This window comes from Streptomyces xinghaiensis S187 (assembly GCF_000220705.2).
GTDB classification, from domain to species: Bacteria; Actinomycetota; Actinomycetes; order Streptomycetales; family Streptomycetaceae; genus Streptomyces; species Streptomyces xinghaiensis.
The window spans coordinates 5,423,266-5,446,284 of record NZ_CP023202.1; the positions used below are offsets into that span (position 1 = coordinate 5,423,266).

At 75.2% G+C, this 23,019-nt stretch carries 22 protein-coding genes, 1 other RNA gene and 1 pseudogene; 12 read left to right on the forward strand and 12 right to left on the reverse strand.

The annotated features are described in order from the left end of the window. Positions 1 to 79: 79 nt before the first annotated feature. The 4 genes from SXIN_RS23140 to SXIN_RS23155 form a co-directional block, all read right to left on the reverse strand. Positions 80 to 376, reverse strand: coding sequence for a hypothetical protein (locus tag SXIN_RS23140; protein ID WP_039818594.1), 297 nt, complete (start codon positions 374 to 376; stop codon positions 80 to 82). A 306-nt stretch (positions 377 to 682) separates the two neighbouring features. Further along, positions 683 to 1,558: a hypothetical protein gene (locus tag SXIN_RS23145; protein ID WP_095757462.1), complete on the reverse strand. Its 876-nt coding sequence runs from the start codon at positions 1,556 to 1,558 to the stop codon at positions 683 to 685. A 236-nt stretch (positions 1,559 to 1,794) separates the two neighbouring features. Then, the gene (locus tag SXIN_RS23150) at positions 1,795 to 2,742 is read right to left on the reverse strand and encodes an N-acetylmuramoyl-L-alanine amidase (RefSeq protein ID WP_238153839.1); all 948 of its coding nucleotides are present in this window, start codon (positions 2,740 to 2,742) and stop codon (positions 1,795 to 1,797) included. 23 nt (positions 2,743 to 2,765) lie between these two features. After that, positions 2,766 to 3,434 (reverse strand): class I SAM-dependent methyltransferase, encoded by a 669-nt coding sequence (locus SXIN_RS23155; protein WP_095757463.1) that lies wholly within the window; start codon positions 3,432 to 3,434, stop codon positions 2,766 to 2,768. A gap of 619 nt (positions 3,435 to 4,053) precedes the next feature. Here SXIN_RS23155 and SXIN_RS23160 point away from each other — a divergent pair. Next, complete coding sequence (locus SXIN_RS23160) at positions 4,054 to 4,794, forward strand: SDR family NAD(P)-dependent oxidoreductase (RefSeq protein WP_238153840.1); 741 nt, start codon at positions 4,054 to 4,056, stop codon at positions 4,792 to 4,794. Positions 4,795 to 5,025: 231 nt separating this feature from the next. After that, positions 5,026 to 5,316 (forward strand): hypothetical protein, encoded by a 291-nt coding sequence (locus SXIN_RS23165; protein ID WP_039821550.1) that lies wholly within the window; start codon positions 5,026 to 5,028, stop codon positions 5,314 to 5,316. Between the two features lie 237 nt (positions 5,317 to 5,553). Here SXIN_RS23165 and SXIN_RS31590 read toward each other — a convergent pair whose 3' ends face one another. Next, on the reverse strand, positions 5,554 to 5,715 hold the full coding sequence (locus SXIN_RS31590) for a hypothetical protein (RefSeq protein WP_019706922.1): 162 nt from the start codon (positions 5,713 to 5,715) through the stop codon (positions 5,554 to 5,556). A 138-nt stretch (positions 5,716 to 5,853) separates the two neighbouring features. Then, positions 5,854 to 7,371: a hypothetical protein gene (locus SXIN_RS31595; RefSeq protein ID WP_192883623.1), complete on the reverse strand. Its 1,518-nt coding sequence runs from the start codon at positions 7,369 to 7,371 to the stop codon at positions 5,854 to 5,856. A gap of 256 nt (positions 7,372 to 7,627) precedes the next feature. Here SXIN_RS31595 and SXIN_RS23185 point away from each other — a divergent pair, with 256 nt between their 5' ends. Genes SXIN_RS23185 through SXIN_RS23195 form a run of 3 tightly spaced genes read left to right on the forward strand, consistent with a single transcriptional unit; the run spans position 7,628 to position 10,484 of the window. Next, on the forward strand, positions 7,628 to 8,503 hold the full coding sequence (locus tag SXIN_RS23185; protein ID WP_095757465.1) for a Nif3-like dinuclear metal center hexameric protein: 876 nt from the start codon (positions 7,628 to 7,630) through the stop codon (positions 8,501 to 8,503). Further along, a complete protein-coding gene (locus SXIN_RS23190) occupies positions 8,500 to 9,243 on the forward strand; it encodes a zinc ribbon domain-containing protein (RefSeq protein WP_192883695.1) in 744 nt (247 codons plus the stop codon). Before SXIN_RS23185 ends, SXIN_RS23190 begins: the two co-directional genes overlap by 4 nt. Positions 9,244 to 9,248: 5 nt before the next feature. Next, positions 9,249 to 10,484: a bifunctional RNase H/acid phosphatase gene (locus SXIN_RS23195; protein WP_095757466.1), complete on the forward strand. Its 1,236-nt coding sequence runs from the start codon at positions 9,249 to 9,251 to the stop codon at positions 10,482 to 10,484. A gap of 150 nt (positions 10,485 to 10,634) precedes the next feature. On the opposite strand, the gene yaaA is transcribed toward SXIN_RS23195, so the two are convergent. The 4 genes from yaaA to SXIN_RS23215 all read right to left on the reverse strand — a co-directional run bounded on the left by yaaA (position 10,635) and on the right by SXIN_RS23215 (position 13,941). Next, positions 10,635 to 11,444, reverse strand: coding sequence for a peroxide stress protein YaaA (gene yaaA / locus SXIN_RS23200; RefSeq protein ID WP_019709322.1), 810 nt, complete (start codon positions 11,442 to 11,444; stop codon positions 10,635 to 10,637). A gap of 251 nt (positions 11,445 to 11,695) precedes the next feature. After that, the gene (locus SXIN_RS23205; protein WP_019709323.1) at positions 11,696 to 11,980 is read right to left on the reverse strand and encodes a hypothetical protein; all 285 of its coding nucleotides are present in this window, start codon (positions 11,978 to 11,980) and stop codon (positions 11,696 to 11,698) included. A 129-nt stretch (positions 11,981 to 12,109) separates the two neighbouring features. Further along, positions 12,110 to 13,114 (reverse strand): hypothetical protein, encoded by a 1,005-nt coding sequence (locus SXIN_RS32825; RefSeq protein ID WP_192883624.1) that lies wholly within the window; start codon positions 13,112 to 13,114, stop codon positions 12,110 to 12,112. After that, complete coding sequence (locus SXIN_RS23215; RefSeq protein ID WP_019709325.1) at positions 13,111 to 13,941, reverse strand: helix-turn-helix domain-containing protein; 831 nt, start codon at positions 13,939 to 13,941, stop codon at positions 13,111 to 13,113. Before SXIN_RS23215 ends, SXIN_RS32825 begins: the two co-directional genes overlap by 4 nt. A gap of 187 nt (positions 13,942 to 14,128) precedes the next feature. Between SXIN_RS23215 and SXIN_RS23220 the strand changes: the two genes are divergently transcribed. Continuing rightward, the gene (locus SXIN_RS23220) at positions 14,129 to 14,713 is read left to right on the forward strand and encodes a Uma2 family endonuclease (RefSeq protein WP_019709326.1); all 585 of its coding nucleotides are present in this window, start codon (positions 14,129 to 14,131) and stop codon (positions 14,711 to 14,713) included. 99 nt (positions 14,714 to 14,812) lie between these two features. Beyond that, positions 14,813 to 15,136: pseudogene (locus tag SXIN_RS32950) on the forward strand (hypothetical protein); the annotation flags it as partial. On the opposite strand, the gene SXIN_RS23230 reads toward SXIN_RS32950, so the two are convergent. After that, complete coding sequence (locus SXIN_RS23230) at positions 15,131 to 16,237, reverse strand: sigma-70 family RNA polymerase sigma factor (protein WP_095758164.1); 1,107 nt, start codon at positions 16,235 to 16,237, stop codon at positions 15,131 to 15,133. The pseudogene SXIN_RS32950 and the gene SXIN_RS23230 overlap by 6 nt on opposite strands. 184 nt (positions 16,238 to 16,421) lie before the next feature. Here SXIN_RS23230 and rnpB point away from each other — a divergent pair. The 4 genes from rnpB to SXIN_RS23245 all read left to right on the forward strand — a co-directional run bounded on the left by rnpB (position 16,422) and on the right by SXIN_RS23245 (position 20,370). Then, an RNA gene (gene rnpB, locus SXIN_RS23235) (RNase P RNA component class A) lies at positions 16,422 to 16,826 on the forward strand. 210 nt (positions 16,827 to 17,036) lie between these two features. Then, the gene (locus SXIN_RS23240) at positions 17,037 to 17,495 is read left to right on the forward strand and encodes an Hsp20/alpha crystallin family protein (RefSeq protein ID WP_019709328.1); all 459 of its coding nucleotides are present in this window, start codon (positions 17,037 to 17,039) and stop codon (positions 17,493 to 17,495) included. A gap of 228 nt (positions 17,496 to 17,723) precedes the next feature. Next, positions 17,724 to 17,864: a hypothetical protein gene (locus SXIN_RS31600; protein ID WP_019709329.1), complete on the forward strand. Its 141-nt coding sequence runs from the start codon at positions 17,724 to 17,726 to the stop codon at positions 17,862 to 17,864. Positions 17,865 to 18,741: 877 nt separating this feature from the next. After that, positions 18,742 to 20,370 carry an alkaline phosphatase D family protein gene (locus tag SXIN_RS23245; RefSeq protein WP_019709330.1) on the forward strand — a complete coding sequence of 543 codons (1,629 nt, stop codon included), beginning with the start codon at positions 18,742 to 18,744 and terminating at the stop codon, positions 20,368 to 20,370. Between the two features lie 119 nt (positions 20,371 to 20,489). Here SXIN_RS23245 and SXIN_RS23250 read toward each other — a convergent pair whose 3' ends face one another. Then, positions 20,490 to 21,479, reverse strand: coding sequence for a Gfo/Idh/MocA family protein (locus SXIN_RS23250; protein WP_019709331.1), 990 nt, complete (start codon positions 21,477 to 21,479; stop codon positions 20,490 to 20,492). A 76-nt stretch (positions 21,480 to 21,555) separates the two neighbouring features. Here SXIN_RS23250 and SXIN_RS23255 point away from each other — a divergent pair, with 76 nt between their 5' ends. After that, the gene (locus tag SXIN_RS23255; RefSeq protein WP_095757468.1) at positions 21,556 to 22,950 is read left to right on the forward strand and encodes a multidrug effflux MFS transporter; all 1,395 of its coding nucleotides are present in this window, start codon (positions 21,556 to 21,558) and stop codon (positions 22,948 to 22,950) included. Positions 22,951 to 23,019 lie beyond the last annotated feature (69 nt).

The window sequence follows — 23,019 nt, forward strand, 5'->3', positions numbered from 1 at the left end:
AGCCGCCGGTCCGGCATCCGGCCGGGGACCCCGGTCGCGGCGGGGTCCCCGGCCGGACGGCTGCGAGCCCGGCCGGGGGTCAGGCCCCGCGCGGCATACGGGCCGCCAGGGCGTGCCCGATGGCGAGGTACACCACCGCCGGCAGGCCGTAGTTCAGCACCACGCGCAGCCAGTCGAGTTCCATCGTGAAGAGGTCGCGGGACCATCCGGCCAGCCAGTGGGCCGCGTTCTGGACGAAGTTCACCAGGTCGTTCGCCCGGTTCGCGTCGAGCAGATACATGATGATCCACAGGACCAGGATTCCCGCGGCCACATCAGCCACCAGCCGGATCGCCGCGGCCGCGGTACTGCCGCCTGAACGTCGGTAAGGGCTCATGCACCCCCGTCTTGCCCGGTTCATGCCACGGAAACCCCTCCGGGGGCGCGAGCGGTACGGAACAGCCGGAACCGTCAAGTCCGGTACCGGGCGGGTGGGTACGCCGGGGGCTGCCGGGGCCACCGTGGCGGCCCAGTCCGCGAGCCGGGTACGAGGGCGCGGAGCATCCCGTGAACGGCCGCGGCCCCCGGCCCTCCCGGACGTCCCGGTGACGGGACGGAACGGGGGAGCGGGGGCCGGGGAAACCACCGTGCCCGGCACCGTGCGGCACGAGGCGGTGCCGTGAAGGGCCGGGCGGCGCCGGGATCAGCCGCGCTGGATGCCGGAGGTGTCCTGGAGGACGCCGCGCCGGCCGTCCTGGGTCTGCGCGACGAGCGCCTGACCGCGCTGCTCGACCGCCAGGTACCAGGTGCCGGGCGCCAGTTCGGCGATCGGCGTCGGGGAGCCGTCCTCCGCGTACAGCGGGCGGGCCACCGGCACCGCGAACCAGAACGGGGAGAAGTCGCCCCCGCCGTGCGGCGGCTGGCCGGCCTGCGGGCCGGGCGCCGGGGCCCCCGCCTGCGGCTGGCCGCCGTACGACGGCTGCTGCCCGCCGGGGCCGGGCTGTCCCGCCGGGCCCGGGTAGCCGTAGCCCTGCGGCGGCTGCTGCTGCTGGCCGCCCGGGTAGCCGTAGCCGCCCGGGGCCGGGGCGCCCGGTCCGGCCCCGTACGGGGTGGGGGCCTGCGGCTTCGGGGCGCCCAGCAGGGACGCCTGGAGGGCGGGCACCCGGCTCGGCAGCAGGGCGCCGGCGGCCAGCGCGAGCCCGCCGAGCAGCGCGAGGATCGCGCCGAGGCCGACGCTCACGCCGTCCGGCGTCACGATGAGGCCCCAGACGGAGTTCCAGGCGGCGGCCAGCGCCAGCCCGGTACCCCACTCGCCGAGGGACAGCCCGAGGACCTTGCGGCCCTGCGGCTGGAAACGGCCCGCGATCAGCAGACCCGTCGCGATCAGGCCGAGCAGGAAGACTGCGGGCAGGACCAGCAACAGCCGGTCGACGTCCCAGGCGTTGGGCAGGTCCTTCACCTGGTCGCAGAACTCGCCTTCGCAGTCCACGGAGTAGTAATTCAGGAACGAGGCGATGAACAGCAACACCGCTGCTCCGATCACCACGCCGTCGCCTCGAGTGAGGGAGCGGATGTTCACGTAAGGTCCTTCGTCGTCTCGTGAGTGTGGTTGCTGCCGCCGGTGCGCGGGTGGCCTGGCGCGGGGGTGGCCCCCCATCGTACGGACGGACAAATCGCCCTGTGGTGCGGGGTGTGACAGCGGGTCACCATGACGTTCGCTTCCCCCCGCTTTCCCCGTTTCCTCCCCCGTTTCCCCGTTCGGCCCGGCTCTCCCCCTTCTTCAGGGCGGCCGGGGAGGGCCATGGGCGGTGCCGTTCACGTCGTCAGGAAGGACTCCACGCCGTCCGCGATCCCCCGGGCCGCGCGCCCGCGCCACCGCGCGCTGGTGAACTGTTCGGCGTCGCGCGCGTTCCGCATGTTGCCGCACTCGACGAACACCTTGGGGACCGTGGAGAGGTTGAGCCCGCCGAGGTCGGAGCGTACATCCAAGCCGCTGCCGCCGCCGAGGTAATCCGCGGGCCGGAAACCGGTCTCCCGGGCGTATGCGCCGGCGACGCGCTCGCCCAGTTCGCGGGAGGGCTTCGTGATCGCGGCGGTGTCCGCCCGGCCTTCCCGGACCCGGCCCGGGAGGATCACATGGAAGCCCCGGGCGCCTGCCGGGGCGCCGTCGGCGTGGACGGAGACGACGGCGTCGGCGCCCGCCTCGTTGCCGATCTCGGCGCGCTCGTCGATACAGGGTCCGTACGGGCGGTCGCCGTCCTGGGTCAGCACGACCTCGGCGCCGCGCTGTTCGAGCAGCGTGCGGATTCTGCGCGCGACGTCGAGGGTGAACTCGGCCTCGGCGTAACCGGAGCCGGTGGCCGTCCCGGTGGTGTCGCACTCCTTGCGGTGGGTGCCGATGTCGACGGTCCGGGCGATCTCGCGCGGGTGGTCGCGGTTGCCCGGGTTGTGCCCGGGGTCGATGACGACGACCTTGCCGGCCAGCGGCCCGTCCCGGTCACCGGCACCGCCACCGGCGCCGTTCCCGCCGCTCGCCGAGGGCGCCGGTGCCCCCGGGCCGGGCTCCGCGGACGGCGCCGGGGAGACCCCGCCGTGCGGCCGCCCCGCCGGCGCGCCGCTCCCGCGGCCGCCCTCGACCGGGCCGCCGGCCGCCGACTGCCAGACCAGCCATCCGGCCACACCGGCGGGCACCAGCACGGACAGCCCGATCAGCGCACGGCGGCGGGCCCGGCGGGGCCGTGCGAAAGAGTTGCCGTTCGACACGTCGGCGATGCTATCGGCGGGGGTCAGCTCTCCGCGCCCGTACGGCGCAGCACGTGCAGGGAGCCGGTGGCCGACACCTCGGTGAAGTCCCCGGACTCCAGGGCACGGCGGTAGATCCGGTACGGGGCCTGGCCGCCGTCCGCCGGATCGGCGAAGACGTCGTGGATGAGCAGCAGCCCGCCGGGCGCCAGATGCGGGGTCCAGCCCTCGTAGTCCGCGGTCGCGTGCTCGTCGGTGTGGCCCCCGTCGACGAAGACCAGGCCGAGCGGCCGGCCCCAGACCCGCGCCACCTGCGGCGAGCGGCCCACGATCGCGACGACGTGCTCCTCCAGCCCGGCGGCGTGCAGGGTGCGGCGGAAGACGGGAAGGGTGTCCATCCGGCCCACCTCCGGGTCCACCAGGCCGGCGTCGTGGTACTCCCAGCCGGGCTGCTGCTCCTCCGAGCCGCGGTGGTGGTCCACGGTCACGGCGACGGTGCCGGCGCCCCGGGCGGCGGCGGCCAGCAGGATCGTGGACCGGCCGCAGTAGGTGCCGACCTCCAGCAGCGGCAGCCCGAGCCCGGCCGCCTCCACGGCGGCGGCGTACAGGGCGAGCCCCTCGTCGGCGGGCATGAAGCCCTTGGCCGCCTCGAACGCGGCCAGCACCTCCGGGGCGGGCCGGGCGGTTGTCGCCTGCTGGGGCTGGGGGGCCATGGCTGTCCTTCTCGTCGCTGGTCGGCGGGGCGGTCCGTGTGGCCGGCCGGGGCGGCGGCGGGACGGGCCGCACACGGCCCGGCCGCCGTTCCGGGGCAGGTCTCTCCTCCGCTACCGGGGCACCCGGCCGCCCGGGAGCGGCGGGCGGAGCCGGCGGAGACCCCCATGCTGCCCGACGGCCCGCGCCGGAACACGGGCGGGGGCGGCGTACGGGGGAGCGGGCGGGACCGCTGCCCCGAGACCGGCTCATTCGCCGCGTCCGGACCGGGCAGGGGCCGCCTTGCCCGGGATCCCGTCCGGCCGGGCCGGCCGGGACGGGGCCGGCCGGAGAGGGGCCGGGCGGGCCGCTCGTAGGGTGGGGCCGCCCCGGACGGCCCGGTGCGGGGTGCGGAAGCGGCGCCGGCAGCCGCCCGCCCCGTCACGGAACGCCGGCAGAGTGAGGAAGTGGTACGCCATGACCGCCGCAAACCCCCCGGCCGCGAACCCCGGTCCCGGAGGGGTCCCCACCCCGGGCCCGGGGACGAACGGCATCGCTGACGCGCGGCCCGCCCCCGCGACCGGACCCGCAGCCCCCGCTGCCCCGTCCGCCGTGCCGCCGTTCCCGGCCCGGGGGCGCCGGGTGTTGGTGACCGGTGCCTCGCGCGGACTCGGCCGGGCGCTCGCCCGGGTGTTCGCGGCGAACGGCGACCGGGTCGCCGTGCACTACGGGACGCGGCGCGCGGAGGCGGAGCGGACCCTCGCCGCTCTCGACGGGGACGGCCACGCGCTGCTGGGCGCCGACCTCTCGGACCCCGGCGCGGCGGCCGGGCTGGCCGACGCGGCCCGCGAGGCACTGGGCGGCCTCGACGTCCTCGTCAACAACGCGGCCGTCAACACCCCCCACCCGCCCGCCTCTACCGGCTTCACCGCATGGGCGGAGGCGTGGCGCCGCCATGTGGACGTCAACCTGCTCGCCACCGCCCATGTCTCCCACAGCGCCGCGCGGTGGATGATCGAGCAGGGCACGGGCGGACGGATCGTCAACATCGGGTCGCGGGGAGCCTTCCGCGGCGAACCCGACCACCCGGCGTACGGGGCGACGAAGGCCGCGGTGCACGCGCTCGGCCAGTCCCTGGCGGTGGCGCTCGCCCCGTACGGCATCGCGGTCGCCTCGGTGGCGCCCGGGTTCATCGGCACGGAACGGGTCGCGCACCGGCTGACCGGCCCGGAGGGCGCGGCGATCCTCGCCCAGAGCCCGTACGGCCGGGTCGCGGACCCGGACGAGATCGCGGCGGCGGTCCGCTGGCTGGCCTCTCCCGAGGCGGAATGGTCCTCGGGCACGGTGCTGGACCTCAACGGCGCCTCCTACCTGCGCACCTGAGGAGCCGGCCGGTCCGCGGACCCCAACGGCGGCCGGTGTGGTGAACCCGCCGGCCACGGACGACGCCGGCCGTCGCGGCGCGGGGCCGGTGTCTCCGCGGCCCGCGGGCCCGTGCGGGGTCGGCTCGGCGAGCTCGTGCTGCGAGCCGGAGAGTTCGGCCCGGTGAGAACCGGGCACCGCCGGGCCTGCGTCCTCCCTCACGACCAGCCCCCCACGCACGGGAGAACGATCGTGACCGACAAGGACGTTGAGCGGACCGGCGAGCGGGTCCACCCCGTGGAGCCCTGGTGGGCGGGGACGGGGACGTGGGGGGCTGCCGCACTGATCGTCGTGGGGGGCGTCGCCGCGGGGTGGGTCTTCCTCGGCCTGCCCGGAACCTCGGACGAGGTGGCGCAGGGCTACCTCCAGGCCGCCAGGGTCATCGCCGTCGGCTCGGTGATCGCGGGATGCGCCCTGCTGGGCCGCCGCCGCGCCCGTGCCGGGGCGGGGGCGGGGGAAGCGAACGAGCGGGAAAGCCCGTGACGCCACTGGTCGCTTGCCGTTCCCGGAACCCGCCCGGCGGCCGTGTGACGGGCGGGTGCGGGCGGCGGGGACGCGCGGGGGCGCGGACGGGCGCGGCGCGGACGGCAGCAACGGCGTCCCCTGCTCCCCGGCGCCCGGCTCCCTGCCGGTGGCCGCCGGGAATCCGCCCCGGACGCGGCTGTGGCCGCCGGGGTCGGCCGGCGGCCACAGCCGTACGGTTTCTGCCGGAAGGACCGGTCAGGCGTCGCGTTCCGGCGCCGGGCGGCGGTGCCTGCCGCGTGCGGGGGCCGTGGCGTCCTCGGACGCGGCCGGTCCCCGGTGCTTCCCCGAGCCGGAGGAGATCTGGACGGTTCCGGTGCGCGGACGGGCCGCGACGGTCTCGGTCTGTGTTTCGGACATGTCGGTACTTCACCCCGTTGACTGACTGTGTGCTGTGTCCGGGGCCCGCGACCGCGACCACGGCATGAGGCGCCTGCCGGTCATGCCAAGTCCCCTGTGGCACACCGGTCGTGGACGGGCGCCGACCCCCACCGGAGTTTATCCCGGACCCCTGTCATGGACTCGCCCGGAGGTGCCGGGACACGCCGCCGGCATCTCCCGCAGGGGGACCGGGCGCGGGACGGACGGGGTCCGGCTGGGGGAGGGCCCAACGGGCTGTGACGACAAGCTTGTCGGCCGGTCGCCGGCGCCCGGTCCGCCGCCCCCTCCGCCGGTCGGCGGTGCCGGCTCTCCCGGCGGCGGGCCGGCCGCTCCGGCCGGTGGCGCGCCCGGTGACGTGCCCGGTGGCGCGCCCGCTCCGGGCAAGGTGTCCGAAGCCTTCGCCGCAGCCGCCCGGAGGTCCCTCCGCGAGATCATCCGGAAGGCCATCCGGGGCACCCGGGCCGGGCGGAGGAGCGGTGCGGTGGCGGGCAGGGGCATCCGGCCCAGACCGCAGGGCACGTCAGCCGTGGCGTACGGCAGCCGGAGTTCACCCTCCGCCGTCCACAGCCCGGTGCCCGCCAGCCAGCCCCGCGGCGCCGTGAGCAGGCGCAGCCGACCCTCGGAGGGCCGCCACACGCCCACCCGGGGCCCGTCCGGGCCGTCGACCCGCAGGGCCACCCCGCAGTGCTCGGGCACCAGCGTCTGGCCGGGCTGCACCGCGAAGGGGACCGGCGCGGTGCCGGCCGCCGCGGCCGCTCCCCCGTCGCTTCCCGCACGGCCCGCCCCGCCGTCCCCGCCGGTGCCGTCCGCGGAGGCGCCGTCCGCGCGGGTGCCGCCGGGCGGCCGGGCCGGGCCGCCGGCCCCGTACAGCAGGGCACCGGGGAAGCGCGCCGGGCGGGCGCTGCCGAGCACGCCCCAGCCCAGCCGGTCGTGCCCCGGCGCGTTCGACCGCAGCAGCAGCAGACCGCTGTCCGGGTCGGCGAGCAGCAGCCGGTCGTCGCTGTCCTCCGTGATCCGGAGCAGCGGGCTCGTCTCGCCGCCGTGCCGCAGCTGGACGGTGATCGTCTTGGTGCGGCCGTCGACCGTCCGGTCCAGGGCCAGCAGGTGGCCGTCACGGTCGAGCCAGGCGCCGCCCGAGCAGTGGCCGGGGATCTCGGTGACGCGCTCCGGCCCGGCGGGTCCGCCGTGCACGCGCCACAGTTCCGTGGACCGTTCGCCGGGCGCCAGCGCGTAGGCGGTGACACCGTCGGGTGCGGGCGGGAGCAGCCGCAGCCGCTCGCGGCCGACCGAGCCGGCGGGCTGCTCGCCCGTGACGGGGCCGGCCGGGTAGAGCAGCGCGAGGGCGTGCCGCCCCTCCAGGCGGCGCCGGATCAGCACCCGCCCGTCCGCCAGCGGCAGTACCTCGCTGCCCGGCTCCTCCGGGCGGACGCCGGGCAGCCGTACGGCGTAGGGCTCCGGGCCGTCCAGGGTCCACCGCTCCGCGAACAGGCCGCCGTCGGGGTCCGGCAGCAGCCGGGCGGCGTACGAGCCGTCCGCGGCGATGGTGAGCGCCGGGGCCTCCGCCGGGGCGGGAGCCGCGGGTCTTGCCGGTGCCGTGTCATCGTCCACGGCGGTCTCCAGGACACAAGCCGTCATGCTCGGTCACCTCCGGTTACCGATACTGGGTTTCGTCCGCCGGAACAGCCCCACGGAGCCGGGGTGCTTCATGCGTACGGGTGGCGTTCCCCCGAACCGGCTGAGCGGAGGGGCACAGATGTGCTGCCGTCGCTCGCCGGTTGTGCGGATACCGGCCGGGCCCGGGGCGGCGGGGCACCGGCGGGTCCGCCGGGGGAGGGCCCGGGCAGGGGCCCGGGGCGGGTCCGCCGGGTCCGGGTGCGGGTAGCCTTTGCCCGTGCCCGCACTGTCTGAAGTCATCGCCGCGCTCGACGCCCTCTGGCCCCCCGGGCGGGCCGAGGAGTGGGACGCCGTCGGGACCGTCTGCGGAGACCCCGGCGCACCCGTCCGGCGCGTGCTGTTCGCCGTCGACCCGGTGCAGGAGGTCGCCGACGAGGCGGTACGGCTCGGCGCCGATCTGCTCGTCACCCACCACCCGCTCTATCTGCGCGGGACGACGACGGTCGCGGCCACCACCTTCAAGGGCCGCGTCGTGCACACCCTGATCCGCAACTCCGTGGCGCTGCATGTCGCCCACACCAACGCGGACCGCGCCGACCCCGGTGTCTCCGACGCCCTCGCCGGCGCGCTGGACCTGCGGATCACCGGTCCGCTCGTGCCCGATCCGTCCGACCCCGAGGGCCGCCGCGGCCTCGGCCGGATCTGCGAACTCGACGAGCCGGAGACCCTCGCCGAGCTCGCCGGCCGCGCCGCCGCCCGGCTGCCCGCCACCGCGCAGGGCATCCGGGTCGCCGGCGAGCCGGGCCGCGTGATCCGCACCGTCGCGGTCTGCGGCGGCTCCGGCGACAGCCTGTTCGCCGACGTGCGGCGCGCGGGCGCCGACGCCTACCTCACCGCCGACCTGCGGCACCACCCGGCGTCCGAGGCGCGCGAACACGCCCTGCACTCCGGGCGCGGACCGGCGCTGCTGGACGCCGCGCACTGGGCCACCGAGTGGCCGTGGACCGAGCAGGCCGCCGCCCAGCTCGACGAGATCTCCGACCGTCACGGGTGGGACCTGCGCACCCACGTCTCCCGTACGGTCACCGACCCCTGGACCGCCCACGCGGCGTCCGCCGACCCCTTCACCGACATCCCGGGAGCCCCGAACTGAACGCCGAGCCCGCCGACCAGATCCGCCTTCTCGACGTCCAGGCCCTCGACGTCCGGCTCTCGCAGCTCGCGCACAAGCGCCGGACGCTGCCCGAGCACGCCGAGATCCAGACCCTCGAAGCCGACCTCGCGCAGCTGCGCGACCTGCTGGTCGCCGCCCAGACCGAGGAGAGCGACACCGCCCGCGAGCAGACCAAGGCGGAGCAGGATGTCGACCAGGTGCGCCAGCGCGCCGCCCGGGACCAGCAGCGGCTCGACTCCGGCGCCGTCACCTCGCCCAGGGACCTGGAGAACCTCCAGCACGAGATCGTCTCGCTCGCCAAGCGCCAGGGCGACCTGGAGGACGTCGTCCTGGAGATCATGGAGCGCCGCGAGTCCGCGCAGGAGCGGGCCCGGGAACTGACCGGGCGCGTCGAGTCCGTGGAGGCCAAGCTCACCGACGCCGCCACCCGCCGGGACAACGCCGTGGCGGAGCTCGACCAGGAGGTCGCGAGCCTCACCAAGGAACGCGAGGTCGTCTCCGCCTCCGTACCGGCCGATCTGATGAAGCTCTACGAGAAGCTCCGCGTCCAGCAGGGCGGGGTCGGCGCGGCCCGGCTCCACCAGCGGCGCTGCGAGGGCTGCCGGCTGGAGCTCAACATCACCGAGGTCAACGACGTCCGCGCCGCGGCGCCCGACCAGGTGCTGCGCTGCGAGAACTGCGGCCGCATCCTGGTCCGTACGCCCGACTCGGGGCTGTAGGGGCGATGAGCGGAAGCAAGCGGCGCTTCATCGTCGAGGCCGACGGCGGCTCCCGGGGCAATCCGGGCCCCGCCGGCTACGGCGCGGTGGTCCTGGACGCGGCCACCGGCGAACCTCTCGCCGAGGCGGCCGAGTTCATCGGCACGGCGACCAACAACGTGGCCGAGTACCGGGGGCTGATCGCCGGACTGCGGGCCGCGCGCAACCTGGACCCGGACGCCGAGATCCAGGTGCGGATGGACTCCAAGCTCGTCGTCGAGCAGATGTCCGGCCGCTGGAAGATCAAGCACCCGGACATGCGGCCCCTGGCGGCCGAGGCCAAGACGATATTCCCCACCCCCGGGCAGGTCAGCTACACCTGGATCCCCCGGGAGAAGAACAAGCACGCCGACCGGCTCGCCAACGAGGCCATGGACGCGGGCAAGCGCGGCGAACGCTGGAAGCCCTCGCTCTCCACGGCGGCCCTCGACGCCGGACCCCGGCCGGAGGCCGTCGCCGACTCCGCCGAACCGGAGGAACTGGGAGAACTGTCCGATCGGGCCGGGGCGCCCGCGCCGGCCGGGCGGGCCGCCGCACCCGCCGCCCCGCCGGTCGGCTGGGCGGCCCCCGCCGACCTCGGTGCCCCCGCCACCTTCGTCCTGCTGCGGCACGGCGAGACCGCCCTCACCCCGGAGAAGCGCTTCTCCGGCAGCGGCGGCTCCGACCCCGGGCTGTCACCGGCCGGCCGCCGGCAGGCCGAGGCCACGGCGGCGGTCCTCGCCGCACGCGGCACCGTCCAGGCGATCGTCAGCTCCCCGCTGCGGCGCTGCCGCGAGACGGCGGAGACCGTGGCCGCCCGGACGGGGCTCGACATCCGGGTCGACGAGGGCCTGCGCGAGACGGACTTCGGCGCCTGGGAGGGCCTGTCCTTCGCCGAGGTGCGCGACCGCTACCCGGACGACCTCGACGCCTGGCTCGCCTCACCCCGGGCCGAGCCCACGGGCGGCGGGGAGAGCTTCGAGGCGGTCGCCCGCCGGGTGGCACTCTCCCGCGACAAGCTCATCGCGCGCCACGCGGGCCGCACCGTTCTGCTCGTCACGCATGTCACGCCGGTCAAGACCCTGGTCCGGCTGGCGCTGGGGGCGCCCCCGGAATCGCTGTTCCGCATGGAGCTGTCCCCGGCCTCCCTGTCGGTGGTGGCGTACTACGCCGACGGCAACGCCTCCCTGCGCCTGCTGAACGACACCGGCCACCTCCGCTGACCGCGCCGGGGCGGGCCCGCCCGGCTTCCCCCGGTGTCCGCCCCCTCGCTGCCGGCGGCCGGACAGCGCCGGGCGGGGACGGGTGGGGACGGGTGGGGACGGGTGGGGACGGGTGGGACCGGGCGGCGGTTCCCGCGCCGGGCGTGCCGCTCAGTGCACGTCGGTGACGATCACATCGAGGGCCCAGGGCCTGCCCGTCCTGCCCGCCTTCGGCGCCGGCTGCACGTCGACGGTGTGGCCCAGCCCGCGCAGCGCATCGGCCAGTTCGGCCGGGTGCGCGGGCTCCACGCCGGCGACCAGCAGATCCCGGACGATCCTGCCCTTGGTGGCCTTGTTGAAGTGACTCACCACGGAGCGCTTCTCCACCCCCTTGACGATCTTCGAGTGCAGCACCCGGACCGTGGCGGTCCGCTCCGCCACCGCGCCCTTCGGCTTCCAGGCCGTGGCATACGCCGCCGAGCGGAGGTCCAGGACCAGGCCCTCACCGGCGGCCTCCGGCAGCACCTCCGCCATCGGGCCGCGCCAGTACGCCCTCAGCGCCCCCAGGCCGGGCAGCTTCACCCCCATCGAGCACCGGTAGGACGGGATCCGGTCGCCGGTCCGCAGCGCGCCCCAGAGCCCCGAGAACACCAGCAGGGTCCGCTCCGCCCGGGCCCGGGCGGCGGCGTCCAGGGAGGCGAGATCCAGGGCGTCGTAGAGGACGCCGGTGTAGATCTCGCCCGCCGGCCGGGTCCCGGCGGTCAGCAGAGCGGCGTTCTTCGCGACCTCGTCCCGCAGCCCCTCGCCGATCCCCAGGACGGTTCGGGCCTTCTCCTCGTCCGCCCCGCACAGGTCCACCAGCTCGCGCAGCACCTCGCCGCGGGCCGCCGAGAGCCCCGGCAGCGACAGCGAGCCCAGGTCCAGCGGGCCGCCGGACCCGCCCGCGGCCTTACCTTCGGACGGCGGCAACAGCACGAGCACGGCGGAACTCCTCGCGGGGAATCACGGCAGCGGGGCGGGATACGGAGGGTCACGGAACCGGCCGGCTGCGCCCCGCGACGGAACGACCGGCTCCGATCCGAGCTTAGAACCCCGTCCCGAGCGCCCTGGCGGGACCCCGGAGCCGGGCGGCGGGCAAGCACCGGAGTCACCACGGGACCAGGCCGGCCACGGAAGGCGGGATGTCCGGAGCGATACGGCCCGCTGGAGAGGCCGGACCACATGCCCGGAGGTCAGCCCCCGGGCGTCCGTCCGAGCCGGAAGGGCCCGGCCGCACCGGGCCCGAACATCACCGGGAGCCGGTTGCCCGCCGGCACCAGCACGATCGGCTCCTCCCGGTACTCCCGGAGGAAACACTCCAGGGGCTCCCAGATCAGCGTCCGGTAGCCGGCCTCCGTCTGCTGAGGCGCGAACGAGAGGGACAAGGACTCGCCCTCGGACTCCCCGTCGGTCACGCTGACGGCCTCCACCGCGAGCCATTCCCCGCCGACCCACGCTTCGAGGCGTATGTAGTCCATGGCGCAAGCCTGCCTTGGGTCACCCTCTGTTCGCACCTTGGCCGGGGATCGGTTCCGCCTCGGTCGGGTTCCGGGCAGGACACACGGCCGGGATCGCCCTCCCCGGTCCGTCTGCTGTCCCCCCCCCCGTCAGCCGGAGCCGGAGCCGGGGTCCGGAGCCGGAGACCCGGCGGGCGCCGGGACCGGCGCCCGCTCCGGGGCCGCCGCCGCACCCCGGGCGGGGATCTCGGCCGGGCGTTCACCCTCCGTGGTGTCCCTGTCCCGGAGCGCGGCCACCGCCGCCCGTGGATCGTCCGCGTGGAACCGTATGAGCCGGGCCCGGAACGGCTTGCCGAAAGGCCGCACAGCCGTCACGGGCGCGGTCAGCTCGACCGTGACGGACGTCTGGCTGTCCACGATCAGGTCCAGGTCGCCGGCATCGCCGACCCGCAGCAGCCACCCGTCCGTGTACCGCCGCTCGTAGCGGGCCGAGGCGATCAGCTCCGCCGGTATCCGCAGATCGAAGAGCGCGCCGTAGCGGACGCGGAGCGAGCCGTCCGCACCGACCACGTGGGGACGGACGACACAGGAGGCGTGCAGCCCCACCACCATCAGCACCCCGTACAGACCCAGCACGAGCAGAACCGCGTGGACGACGGGCCAGGGGACGACCAGCGCCAGCACCACCGTCTCGATGACGGAGGCGAGCGTCAGCAGGAACATCATCGGAGCCTGGCACCGGGCGTAACCGACGGCCCGGGCGCCCGGGCCCACTCCGTGTCTCCGCCGGGCCGCCCAGAGCGCCAGACTCACCAGCACCCGTGCCTCGTGCGCCAACAGCCGTCGCGCGAGCGGAGGCACCCCCTGCCGTACGGCCCGGCGCAGGGCGGGGCCGCGCTCCTCCCCGGCGCGACGGGCCCGCCGGTAGCGGCGGGCCGTCACGACCACCCCCGCGGTGAGCGCCGTGAGAACCAGCGCTTCGACGGCGAGCACCACCGGCCACGGAAACCGCACCCCGGCGGCGAGGCACACCAGAACCGTCAACTCGCCCACCACGACGGTGCCCGCACCCCATCGCCGCCACCGGAAGGCCCGGCCGCCGTCCCCGCCCGCCGCAGCCGGCGCCGCCGCTCCACCCGGACCGTCCCCGTTCATGTCTGCTCCTTCCGCTCCGTGAGAAGAGTCATCGCCCGGCGCAGCGCCGCCGCCCGGGCGGGGCCGAGACTTTCGAAGAGTGCGTCCATGAAGCCCTCGGGCGGTCCGCCGGCGGCTCCGCCCCCGCCCTCGCCCGGCGGCCCGCCCGCCGCCGTCAGCTCGGATATCGCCTCGCGCGGCAGACAGCCGGCCAGCGCCTGCGCTGCGAGCTCCACGCGGGGGTCCGATGGATCGGCATCCGCCAGCTCGTCCAGCAGCGCGTACATCTCGTAGGCGCGCTCGGCCGCCTGGGGAGCCGCCGCCATCTCGCGGACAAGCCGCGACAGCCGGCGCCGTTCCTCCGGGCCGGAGCCGGTGGTTTCCAGGAGCGCCAGAACCTCCCGGTCCATGGCGGCCATCCGCGGCTCCGGGCCCGGCAGGGCCGCGGAGACCCGGGCCATCTCCTCGAACAGGGCGCCCAGCTCCGGGGAGACCGGCCCCTCCGGCGGCAGACCGCCGCCCTCCCGAGCCTGCCGCAGCAGTACTCCCAGGCGCTCGCGCCGGGCGCGGATCGCCGCCTCCTGCCGCGCGAGATCGGCGTCCAGCTCCTCCAGCACCTCGCGCAGCTCCCGTCCCGCGTCGTCCGCGAGGACGTCCCGCACCTCGTCCAGGCCGAGCCCCAGCTCCGTCAGCCGCCGTATCCGCGCGAGCCGCACCGCGTCCCGCAGCTCGTAGACGCGGTAGCCGTTGGCACGCCGCCCGGGCTCCGGCAGCAGGCCGAGATGGTGGTAGTGGCGCACGGTCCGGGTGGACACCCCGGCCAGCGCGGCAAGCTCTCCGATCCGCATGCCACCCATCCAAAACGTTGACGCTGCGACAAGGTCAAGCGCGGCTGTGCCCGGCCGGTCCGGCGCGGTGGTGATCGTGGCAACCCGGCGTTCGTGTGTGCCACGATCGGGGGAAGTAACCCCTTCGTGCAGGGACGCGGCCCCCTCCGCTCCCTACCGTGGCGGCGAGACAGGGAAGGTGCGTGACATGAGCGCCATGGCGCATGAACGCGAGCCGCTGACGCAGGAAGAACGCCTGCTGGAGGGCTTCTTGGCTTTGGACACGCCGGAGGGCTACCGGGCCGAGCTGATCGAGGGGGACATCGTTGTGACGCCGCCGCCCGACGGGGATCACGAGGAACACATCAGCTCCATCGCGGAGCAGGTGTACGTCCGGTCGGCCACACCCATGCAGTTCTCGGGCAACAAAGGGCTGAAGATCCCGCGCAACTCCCTCAGTCTGAGGAACCACGTCAGTCCGGACGGGACTTTCGCGCCCAAGGAGCTGCGGCTCTTCCGGGGGGCCGAGCCGTGGATGCCCTGCCGGGGGGTGGCCATGGTGGTCGAGGTGACCTCGACGAACCCGGATCGTGATCGTGAGGCCAAGCGTCTCTGCTACGCGCTGGGCAGCATCCCGCTCCATCTGCTCGTCGATCGGCAGAAGGGCTCGGTGACGCTCTTCAGCGACCCGGAGGGCGGGGAGTACCGGAATACCTCCACGGTTCCCCACGGGAAGCCGATCACGCTCCCCGCGCCCTTCTCCTTCGACCTCGAAACGGGCGACTTCGTCTGAGCCGTGCTCCGGCCGGTGCGGGACCGGGGGCGGATTCCGATGAGTTCCGCACGGTCCGGCCGTCTGTCCTCCTGTGAAGCCCGCGACAGGAGGACGCCGATGCCCCGTTCCGACCCGTCACCGGCCGCGTCCTCCGGGGAGGGGCCGCCGCCCGGAAGACCCCGCCCCGTGCCCGGCGGGCCACCGGGCACGGTCGTGCTGACGCTTCCCGGCACGGTCGCCCGCGGGGAGGTACCCGCGCTCTGCGCGCGGATGCGGAGTCTCCTGGAGCGTGGCGAGGGGACCGGCGGAGTCCCCGGCCACGATGGGCCGTCCCCGGTCGTCCTCTGCGATGCCGGTGCCGTCACCCGGCCCGATCTGGCGACCGTGGAAGCGCTGGCCCGGCTGCGGCTCACCGCCCGGCGGCTCGGGTGCCGGTTACGGCTGAGGAACGCCGGGCCGGAGCTGAGGGCCCTCCTCCACCTCCTTGGTCTGGACGCCGTTCTCGGTGCCCGGGGCGCTGCCGCCGGGGCCGAGCCGTGGGGGCAGGCCGAAGAGGGGGAAGAGGTGCGGGGTGTCGAGGAAGGCGTTGAGCCCGGTGATGCGGCCGTTTGAGATCTCGATGACCTGGAGCGCCCAGGGCTCGTAGCCGTGGCCGTCGGCGGCGGAGCGGTACTGGCCGAAGGCGGGACAGCCGTTGGCGGTGACCGGGAGCAGCCGGGAGCCGCGGCAGCCGATTCCGGTGCCCAGCATCCAGGCACGGATCTCGGCGTGACCGCGCAGCCACAGCGGGTACGGCGGCATGGAGAGGCGCGCGTCCTCGTGGAGCAGGGCGGTGAGCGCGTCGAGGTCGTAGCGCTGGAAGGCGTCGACATAGCGCTCCAGCAGGGCCCGCTGCTCCTCGTCGAGGGGGCGGACCGTCTCGGTGGCGTCCGCCCCGGTGGCCTCGATGGTCGAACGGGCCCGCTGCAGGGCGCTGTTGACCGAGGCGACCGTGGTGTCCAGCAGCTCCGCGACCTCGCTCGCCTTCCAGGCCAGCACCTCCCGGAGGATCAGCACGGCCCGCTGCCGGGGCGGCAGATGCTGGAGCGCGGCCACGAAGGCCAGCCGGACCGTGTCCCGCGCCACCGCCACATCGGCCGGGTCGCCGCCGGACTCCAGGACCCGGCCGTCGGGGGCCGGCTCGACCCAGGCGGTCTCCGGCAGGGCCTCGGGGAGCGGTGTGCTCGCGGGCTGGGGGGAGGAGAGGTCCATGGGGCGGGCGCGGCGGTTGTTCCCCTTCAGCAGATCCAGGCAGACGTTGGTGGCGATGCGGTACAGCCAGGTACGGAGCGACGCGCGGCCCTCGAAGCGGCCGAGGCCCTTCCAGGCGCGGACCATGACCTCCTGGACGGCGTCCTCGGCGTCGAACGCCGAGCCCAGCATCCGGTAGCAGTAGCCGGTCAGCTCCACCCGGTGCCGCTCCAGCCGCTCCTCGGACCCGGGCCCGCCGGGCCCCGCCGTCTCACCCGCCGTCGCCGTACCGGCCTTTTCGTACGTTGCCACGAGATCACTCACCGAGACTCACCTCACACCGCACCCGGACACCGGACCGGCTTCTCCGGTCATGGGCACACAGTAGGAGGGGGGACTGACAACGCCCCTCGCCGCGAGGATCCGCGGGTGCCCGGCGCCCGGCCCGCGCGGCACCGCCGCTGTTCACCGGCGGGTAGCATGGCGGTACGGCGGACGAGCCGGCCGGGCGGTCGCGTCGGGGCCCTTCGGGGTCCCGCCGAGGAACGTCCGGGCTCCACAGGGCAGGGTGGTGGGTAACACCCACCCGGGGTGACCCGCGGGAAAGTGCCACAGAAAGCAGACCGCCGGGGCCGTGAGGCGCCCGGTAAGGGTGAAACGGTGGTGTAAGAGACCACCAGCGTCCGGGGTGACCCGGACGGCTCGGTAAACCCCACCCGGAGCAAGGTCAAGAGGGGCTGTCTCCGGACGGCCCTGCGCGGACGTTCGAGGGCTGCCCGCCCGAGTCCGCGGGTGGACCGCACGAGGCCGGCGGCAACGCCGGTCCCAGATGGATGACCGCCTCCCCGCGGGCCGCGAGGCCCCCGGGAGACAGAACCCGGCGTACAGGCCGACTCGTCCGCCGCCTGTACCCGCCCCTCCCTCTCCTCCGCTCCGGCCGTGCGGCCCGGGGCGGCCCGGGTGCGGGACCTTCCCGCCGGCCCGGAACAGCCTCCGTGCCAGTACCCGAATGAAGCGGACATAACGGGTGACTCGTGGTGCGCCGGTCGGAGGCCGGCGGGGTTTCCGGGCTGCCGGTGCCCCCGTGATACCACGAGAGGTGATGATCGGAATGACGCTTCCCGTCCGCCACCGCACGGCCGCACCGAGCTGGGGGCCGTTCCGCGAGTTCGAGGAGCTGTACGACCGGATGGGCCGGCTGCTCGGCGGCGGCCTTCCCCCGGCCGGTGAGCTCGCCGAGAGCGGTATGTGGTCGCCCCTGGCCGACATCGAGGAGAGCGACGACGGCTACACGGTGGACCTGGAGCTCCCCGGGGTCGGCAAGGACCAGATCATGATCGAGGCCATGGAGTCCCAGCTGATCGTCCGCGGGGAGGTCGAGGAGAAGGAGCGCAAGGGGGTGCTCCGGCAGCAGAGCCGCCGCTACGGCCGGTTCGCCTACCGCTGGAGCCTGCCGGCGGACGCCGATACGGACAACATCACCGCGGAGCTGGCCGACGGCGTGCTCGGCGTGCGCATTCCGAAGACCGAGAACGCCAAGCGGCGCCGCCGGGTGAAGATCAAGGGCTGACCGCCGGAACGGCAGTCCGTCCGGCCGGGCCCGTCCGCCGCCTCCTCCCGGCGCGGTGGACGGGCCCCGGCGTGCCCCGGTCGACCGGGCCCGGTTCTCTCACGTTCCGCTCGCCGCCTGCTGCGCGAGGTGAACGCCGATTCCGTGATGTGGGCCGGTGGTGGCCCTCTTTGCCCCGTTTCCTTTAGATGGACGCACCATTTCCGGTGCGGGAGGGATCCATCCGCCATGAGCCAGCATGTGCACGTCCGCCTCACGAAGGACCTCGGCGTTTCCGAGCGGGGTGAACTCATCGAGGAGTCCTACTGCCGGTGCGGGGCGCAGTGGGCCCGGCTGCTCACCGTGGAGCAGGGCGAATCCGAGCAGTGACCGGATGTCCCGGCCCCGTACGGCCGGCCCGGAGCGGGGCTGCCCGGCGGGCGCTTCCGCCCGTCGGCGCGCTGTGCCATATTGAGTCGTCCGCCGCCGTGCCGCGGGCCCGGGAGGACGGGGCGGATGCCCCGGCGAGATCCGCCGGCGGGTCACCGCGCACGACGGCGTCGACGCCATCGGTTCCGGAACCCACGAACGCGCCGTGGTGACGCTCGACCGGTTCACGGCGGGAATGCGGGAGAAGCCGGCCCGGGGCACAGCCGCCGGACCGGCCGTTTCCCCGTAACACCGGCTCCCTGGGCCGGTTTCCGCCGGGGCGTTCCGGCCCGTCCCGCGCCGCCGTGACGTCCCGCACACGGGGTGTGAACAACACGCACACATCTTTCCGTGCGCACACCCTGTCTTCCGGCCGCGATGCGCGGTTCACTCTGACCACGGGTCGCCGCCCCCCGCCCAGCGGCCCGCCCCGCTCCGCCCCCGGTCGCACCTCCTCCCTCCGCGCGACGGGGGCGGGGCCATGCCCGCGCCCGTACGCCCGGCGGCCCCGCCCGTACGCCCGGCGGGCCCGCCCGTACGCCCGGCGGGCCCGCCCGTACGCCCGGCGGGCGGGCCCGCCGAGCCCAGCCGGCGCGCTCCTGGCAGCCGGCGCGTGCAGCCCTCCCGCACGGCCCGGCCGTCCGCACGCCCGGCCTCCCCGCACGCCCGGCCGCTCGCCCCGCCTCGCAGCGCCCTCGGCGGACGTAATGCGGCCGATCGCCCCAGTCGGGGGCGAAGCTCATCCGACGGCCATGTGGTCGTAGTGCACACGACAACGGTCCGCCGTTCCCCGCCGCCACTGTCTTCCCGACACCAACCCACGTCAGGGGAGGGCCACATGACGTCCACGTTCCACGAGCGGGAACTCCGGGCCGCCGCCGCACACCTCGGCCGCCGCCGCTTCCTCACCGTGACCGGAGCCGCCGCCGCACTCGCCTTCGCCACCAACCTGCCGGGCAGCTCCCAGGCCGCGGAGCTGGACGCCCGCCGGGCGCTCGCGGCCGATCCGTTCACCCTCGGAGTCGCCTCCGGCGATCCCCGGCCCGGTTCCGCCCTGCTGTGGACGCGGCTCGCCCCCGAGCCGTACACACCCGACGGCGGAATGCCGGAGGCCAGAGTCGAGGTCTCCTGGGAGGTGGCGCGCGACGAGCGGTTCACCCGGATCGTGCGGCGCGGCACGGCCACGGCCCACCCCGAGTACAACCACGCCCTGCACATCGAGGCGGACGGCCTCGAACCGGACCGGGTGTACTGGTACCGCTTCCGCGCCGGGGACCACGTCAGCCCGGCCGGCCGTACCCGCACCGCGCCCGCCGCCGGCGCCCGGATCACGGACCTCAGGCTCGCCGCCGTCTCCTGCCAGGCCTACCACCAGGGCTACTTCACCGCGCTCGGGCACCTCGCGCGGGAGGACCTGGACGTCGTCTTCCACCTCGGCGACTACCTCTACGAGTACGCCGTGAACGCGGCGGGCGGCGCCCGCGCCTACACCGGCGACCGCACCCTGCCCGCCCACTTCGACCGGGAGACGGTCAGCCTCGACGACTACCGGATGCGCTACGGCCTCTACAAGTCCGACCCGGACCTGATCGCCGCCCACGCCGCCCATCCCTTCGTCGTCACCTGGGACGACCACGAGACCGAGAACAACTACGCCGGCGACGTCCCCGAGAACGGCGTGCCGCCGGAGGAGTTCCTGATCCGCCGCGCCGCCGCCTACCGCGCGTACTGGGAGAACCAGCCGCTGCGCGCCCCGCAGCGCCCGCACGGCGCGGACATGCGGCTCTACCGGCGGCTGACGTTCGGCGGGCTGGCCCAGTTCGACATCCTCGACACCCGCCAGTACCGCTCCGACCAGGCCTACGGAGACGGCTGGAAGGCCCCCGGTCCCGAGTCCGAGGACCCCTCGCGCACCCTCACCGGCTCCGCCCAGGAGCGCTGGCTGCTGAGCGGCTGGCGCGCCTCGCGGGCCCGCTGGAACGTCGTGCCGCAGCAGGTCACCTTCTCCCGGCGGCGCAGCAACTCCACCGACGACTACACGGTCAGCATGGACGCCTGGGACGGTTACCCCGCCTCCCGCGAACGCGTGCTGGCCGGGGCGGAGTCGGCCGGGGTGGAGAACCTCGTCGTCCTCACCGGTGACGTGCACGTCGGCTACGCGTTCGACATCAAGCGGGACTTCGACCGCCCCGAGTCCCGCACGGTCGGCACCGAGTTCGTCGCCACCTCCCTCAGCAGCGGCGGCGACGGCGCGGACCAGCCGGCCAACTACCGGCGGTACATGGACGCCAACCCGCACATGCGCTTCTACAACGGGCGGCGCGGCTACGTCACCGTCACGCTGGACGAGGAGAAGGCCCGCGCGGACTTCCGCACTCTCCCCGCGGTGACGACCCCGGGCGCGCCGATCGCCACGGCCGCGTCCTTCGTCACCGAGGCCGGCGCGCCGGGCCTCCGGGAGGTCTGACGGTCCCGGCCGCGGCCCCGTCCCGCCGGCTCCCGGGCGGGACGGGGCCGCCGCCGTGGGGGCCGGCGGCAGTGGCCCGGCGGCCGGGACCCGTCAACCCGCTGCCGGCTCCGCTCCGTTCACTCACCGTCCTCGCCGGGGTAGCGGACGCCGATCCGCTCGCGCACCGCGTCCAGCGTGCGCATCACGGCCAGCGTCCCGTCCAGCGGCACCAGCGGCGACTCCTTCTCGCCCGCCCGCAGACAGCGCATGACCTCGGCCGCCTCGTGCTGCATCCCGCTGTGTTCGCTCCGTACGGTGATCTCCTCCGGCTCGCGGCCCGGCCGGTGCAGCACGCACAGCCGCGGGTCGAAGAAGCCGCGCGGGAACTCGATCCGCCCGGCCGTTCCCGTCACGGCGGCCGTCATCGGGGTGTCCGCGGTGATCGAACAGCTCAGCATCCCCACCGCGCCCGAGTCCCAGCCCAGCAGGATGCCGGTGTTGGAGTCCACGCCCTCCGGGGTGAGCTGCGCCCGCGCCTGGACATCGTCCGGTTCGCCCAGCAGGAGCTGCGCGAACGCCACCGGATAGACGCCGAGATCGAGGAGCGCGCCGCCGCCCTGCGCCGGATCGCGCATCCGGTGGCCGGCGTCGAACGGGCCGGTGATGCCGAAGTCGGCGTGGACCGCCCGCACCTCCCCGATGGCGCCGTCCCGCACCAGCCGCAGCATCTCCAGCACCACGGGATTGCAGTACGTCCACATGGCCTCCATCAGGAAGCGGCCGCGGGAGCGGGCCAGTTCCACGAGCTCCGCGGCGTCGGCCGCGTTCAGCGTGAACGGCTTCTCGCAGAGCACCGCGCGCCCCGCCTCCAGGCAGAGCCCGGCCGCCGCCCGGTGCGCGGCGTGCGGCGTCGCCACGTACACCACGTCCACCTCGGCGTCCCCGGCGAGCTCGGCCCAGCTCCCGTACGCCCGCGGGATGCCGAAGCGCTCGGCGAAGGCCTCGGCCGGGCCCGCGCTGCGGGAGGCCACGGCGGCGATCTCCGCGTCCGGCAGTCTCCGTACCTGCTCGGTGAAGGTGGAAGCGATCCCACCCGTTGCCAGAATGCCCCACTTGATCTGATCCATGACCATCCCCGCCTGATATCGGCCGCACTGATGCTGAGAGGATATGGGAGCGATTTCAACAGCGATGGAGAGGCTTATGCGGAAGAGCGGCCCGGCCGGTGTCCGGCGGATCCCCCGGCAGCGGTCCCGTCCCGCCCGCGGCGCCGGGAGCGCCCGCGGCGCGGCGGCGGCCGGACAGCGGCGGACGAGCCTGCTGGTCACCCTGATCCTCGGCGGAATGACCGCCGTGCCGCCGCTCTCCATGGACATGTACCTCCCGGCGCTGCCGGAGGTCGGCCGCTCCCTCGGCAGCTCCGCGGCGACGGTCCAGCTGACCCTCACCGCCTGCCTCGCCGGCCTGGCCCTCGGCCAGCTCGTCATCGGGCCGATGAGCGACCGCTGGGGGCGCCGCCGCCCGCTGCTCGCCGGCATGGTGGTCTATGTGATCGCCACCGCCCTCTGCGCGCTGGCCCCCGGCTCCGGGGTGCTCATCGCCCTGCGGCTGGTGCAGGGGCTGGCCGGCTCGGCGGGCATCGTGATCGCCCGCGCCGTGGTGCGCGACCTGTACGACGGCAACGCGATGGCCCGCTTCTTCTCCACCCTGATGCTGATCTCCGGGGTCGCGCCGATCATCGCCCCCGTGGTCGGCGGGCAGGTGCTGCGGATCACCGACTGGCGCGGGGTGTTCGTCGTCCTCACCCTGATCGGGGCCGCGATCACCTTCGCGTCCTGGCGGTGGCTGGGCGAGACCCTGCCGCCCGAGCAGCGGCACGGCGGCGCGGCCCTCGGCGGCACCCTCCGCACGATGCGCGGGCTCCTCGCCGACCGGGTCTTCACCGGCTACATGCTCACCAGCAGCTTCGCCTTCGCCGCCCTCTTCGCCTACGTCGCCGCCTCCGCCTTCGTGGTCCAGGAGATCTACGGCGCCTCCCCGCAGATGTTCAGCCTGCTGTTCGGGATCAATTCCGTCGGCCTGATCGGCGTCAGCCAGATCAACGGCAAGATCCTCGTCGGACGCGTCAGCCTGGACAAGGTGCTCGCCTTCGGCCTCGCCGTGATCACGGCCGCCGCCACCGCCCTGCTGCTCATGACGAGCGGGGTGTTCGGGGCGGTGGGGCTGGTGCCGGTGGCGTCCGCCCTCTTCGTGCTGATGTCCGCCATGGGTCTGGCGATGCCCAACACCAACGCCCAGGCGCTGATGCGCACCCGGCACGCCGCTGGTTCCGCCTCCGCACTGCTGGGCACCAGCACCTTCCTCGCCGGGGCCGTGGCCTCGCCGCTGGTCGGCATCGCCGGCGAGGACACGGCCGTGCCGATGGCGGTGGTGCAGCTGGTCTGCGCGCTGGCGGCCGTCCTGTCCTTCCTGCTGCTGTGCCGCCCGTGGCGGCGCCGGGAGACTCCGCCGCCGACGGAGGTCGTGGCCGAGCCGGAGCACCGGGACGGTACGGAGCGCCGGGAGGGCACGGAGCGCCGCGAGGGAGCGGAGAGCTGAGCCACCTCGGTCCGCGGCCCGGCAGGCCCGGCAGCCCGGACCGCCCGGCCGCCGTGGTCCCGGCGGTCC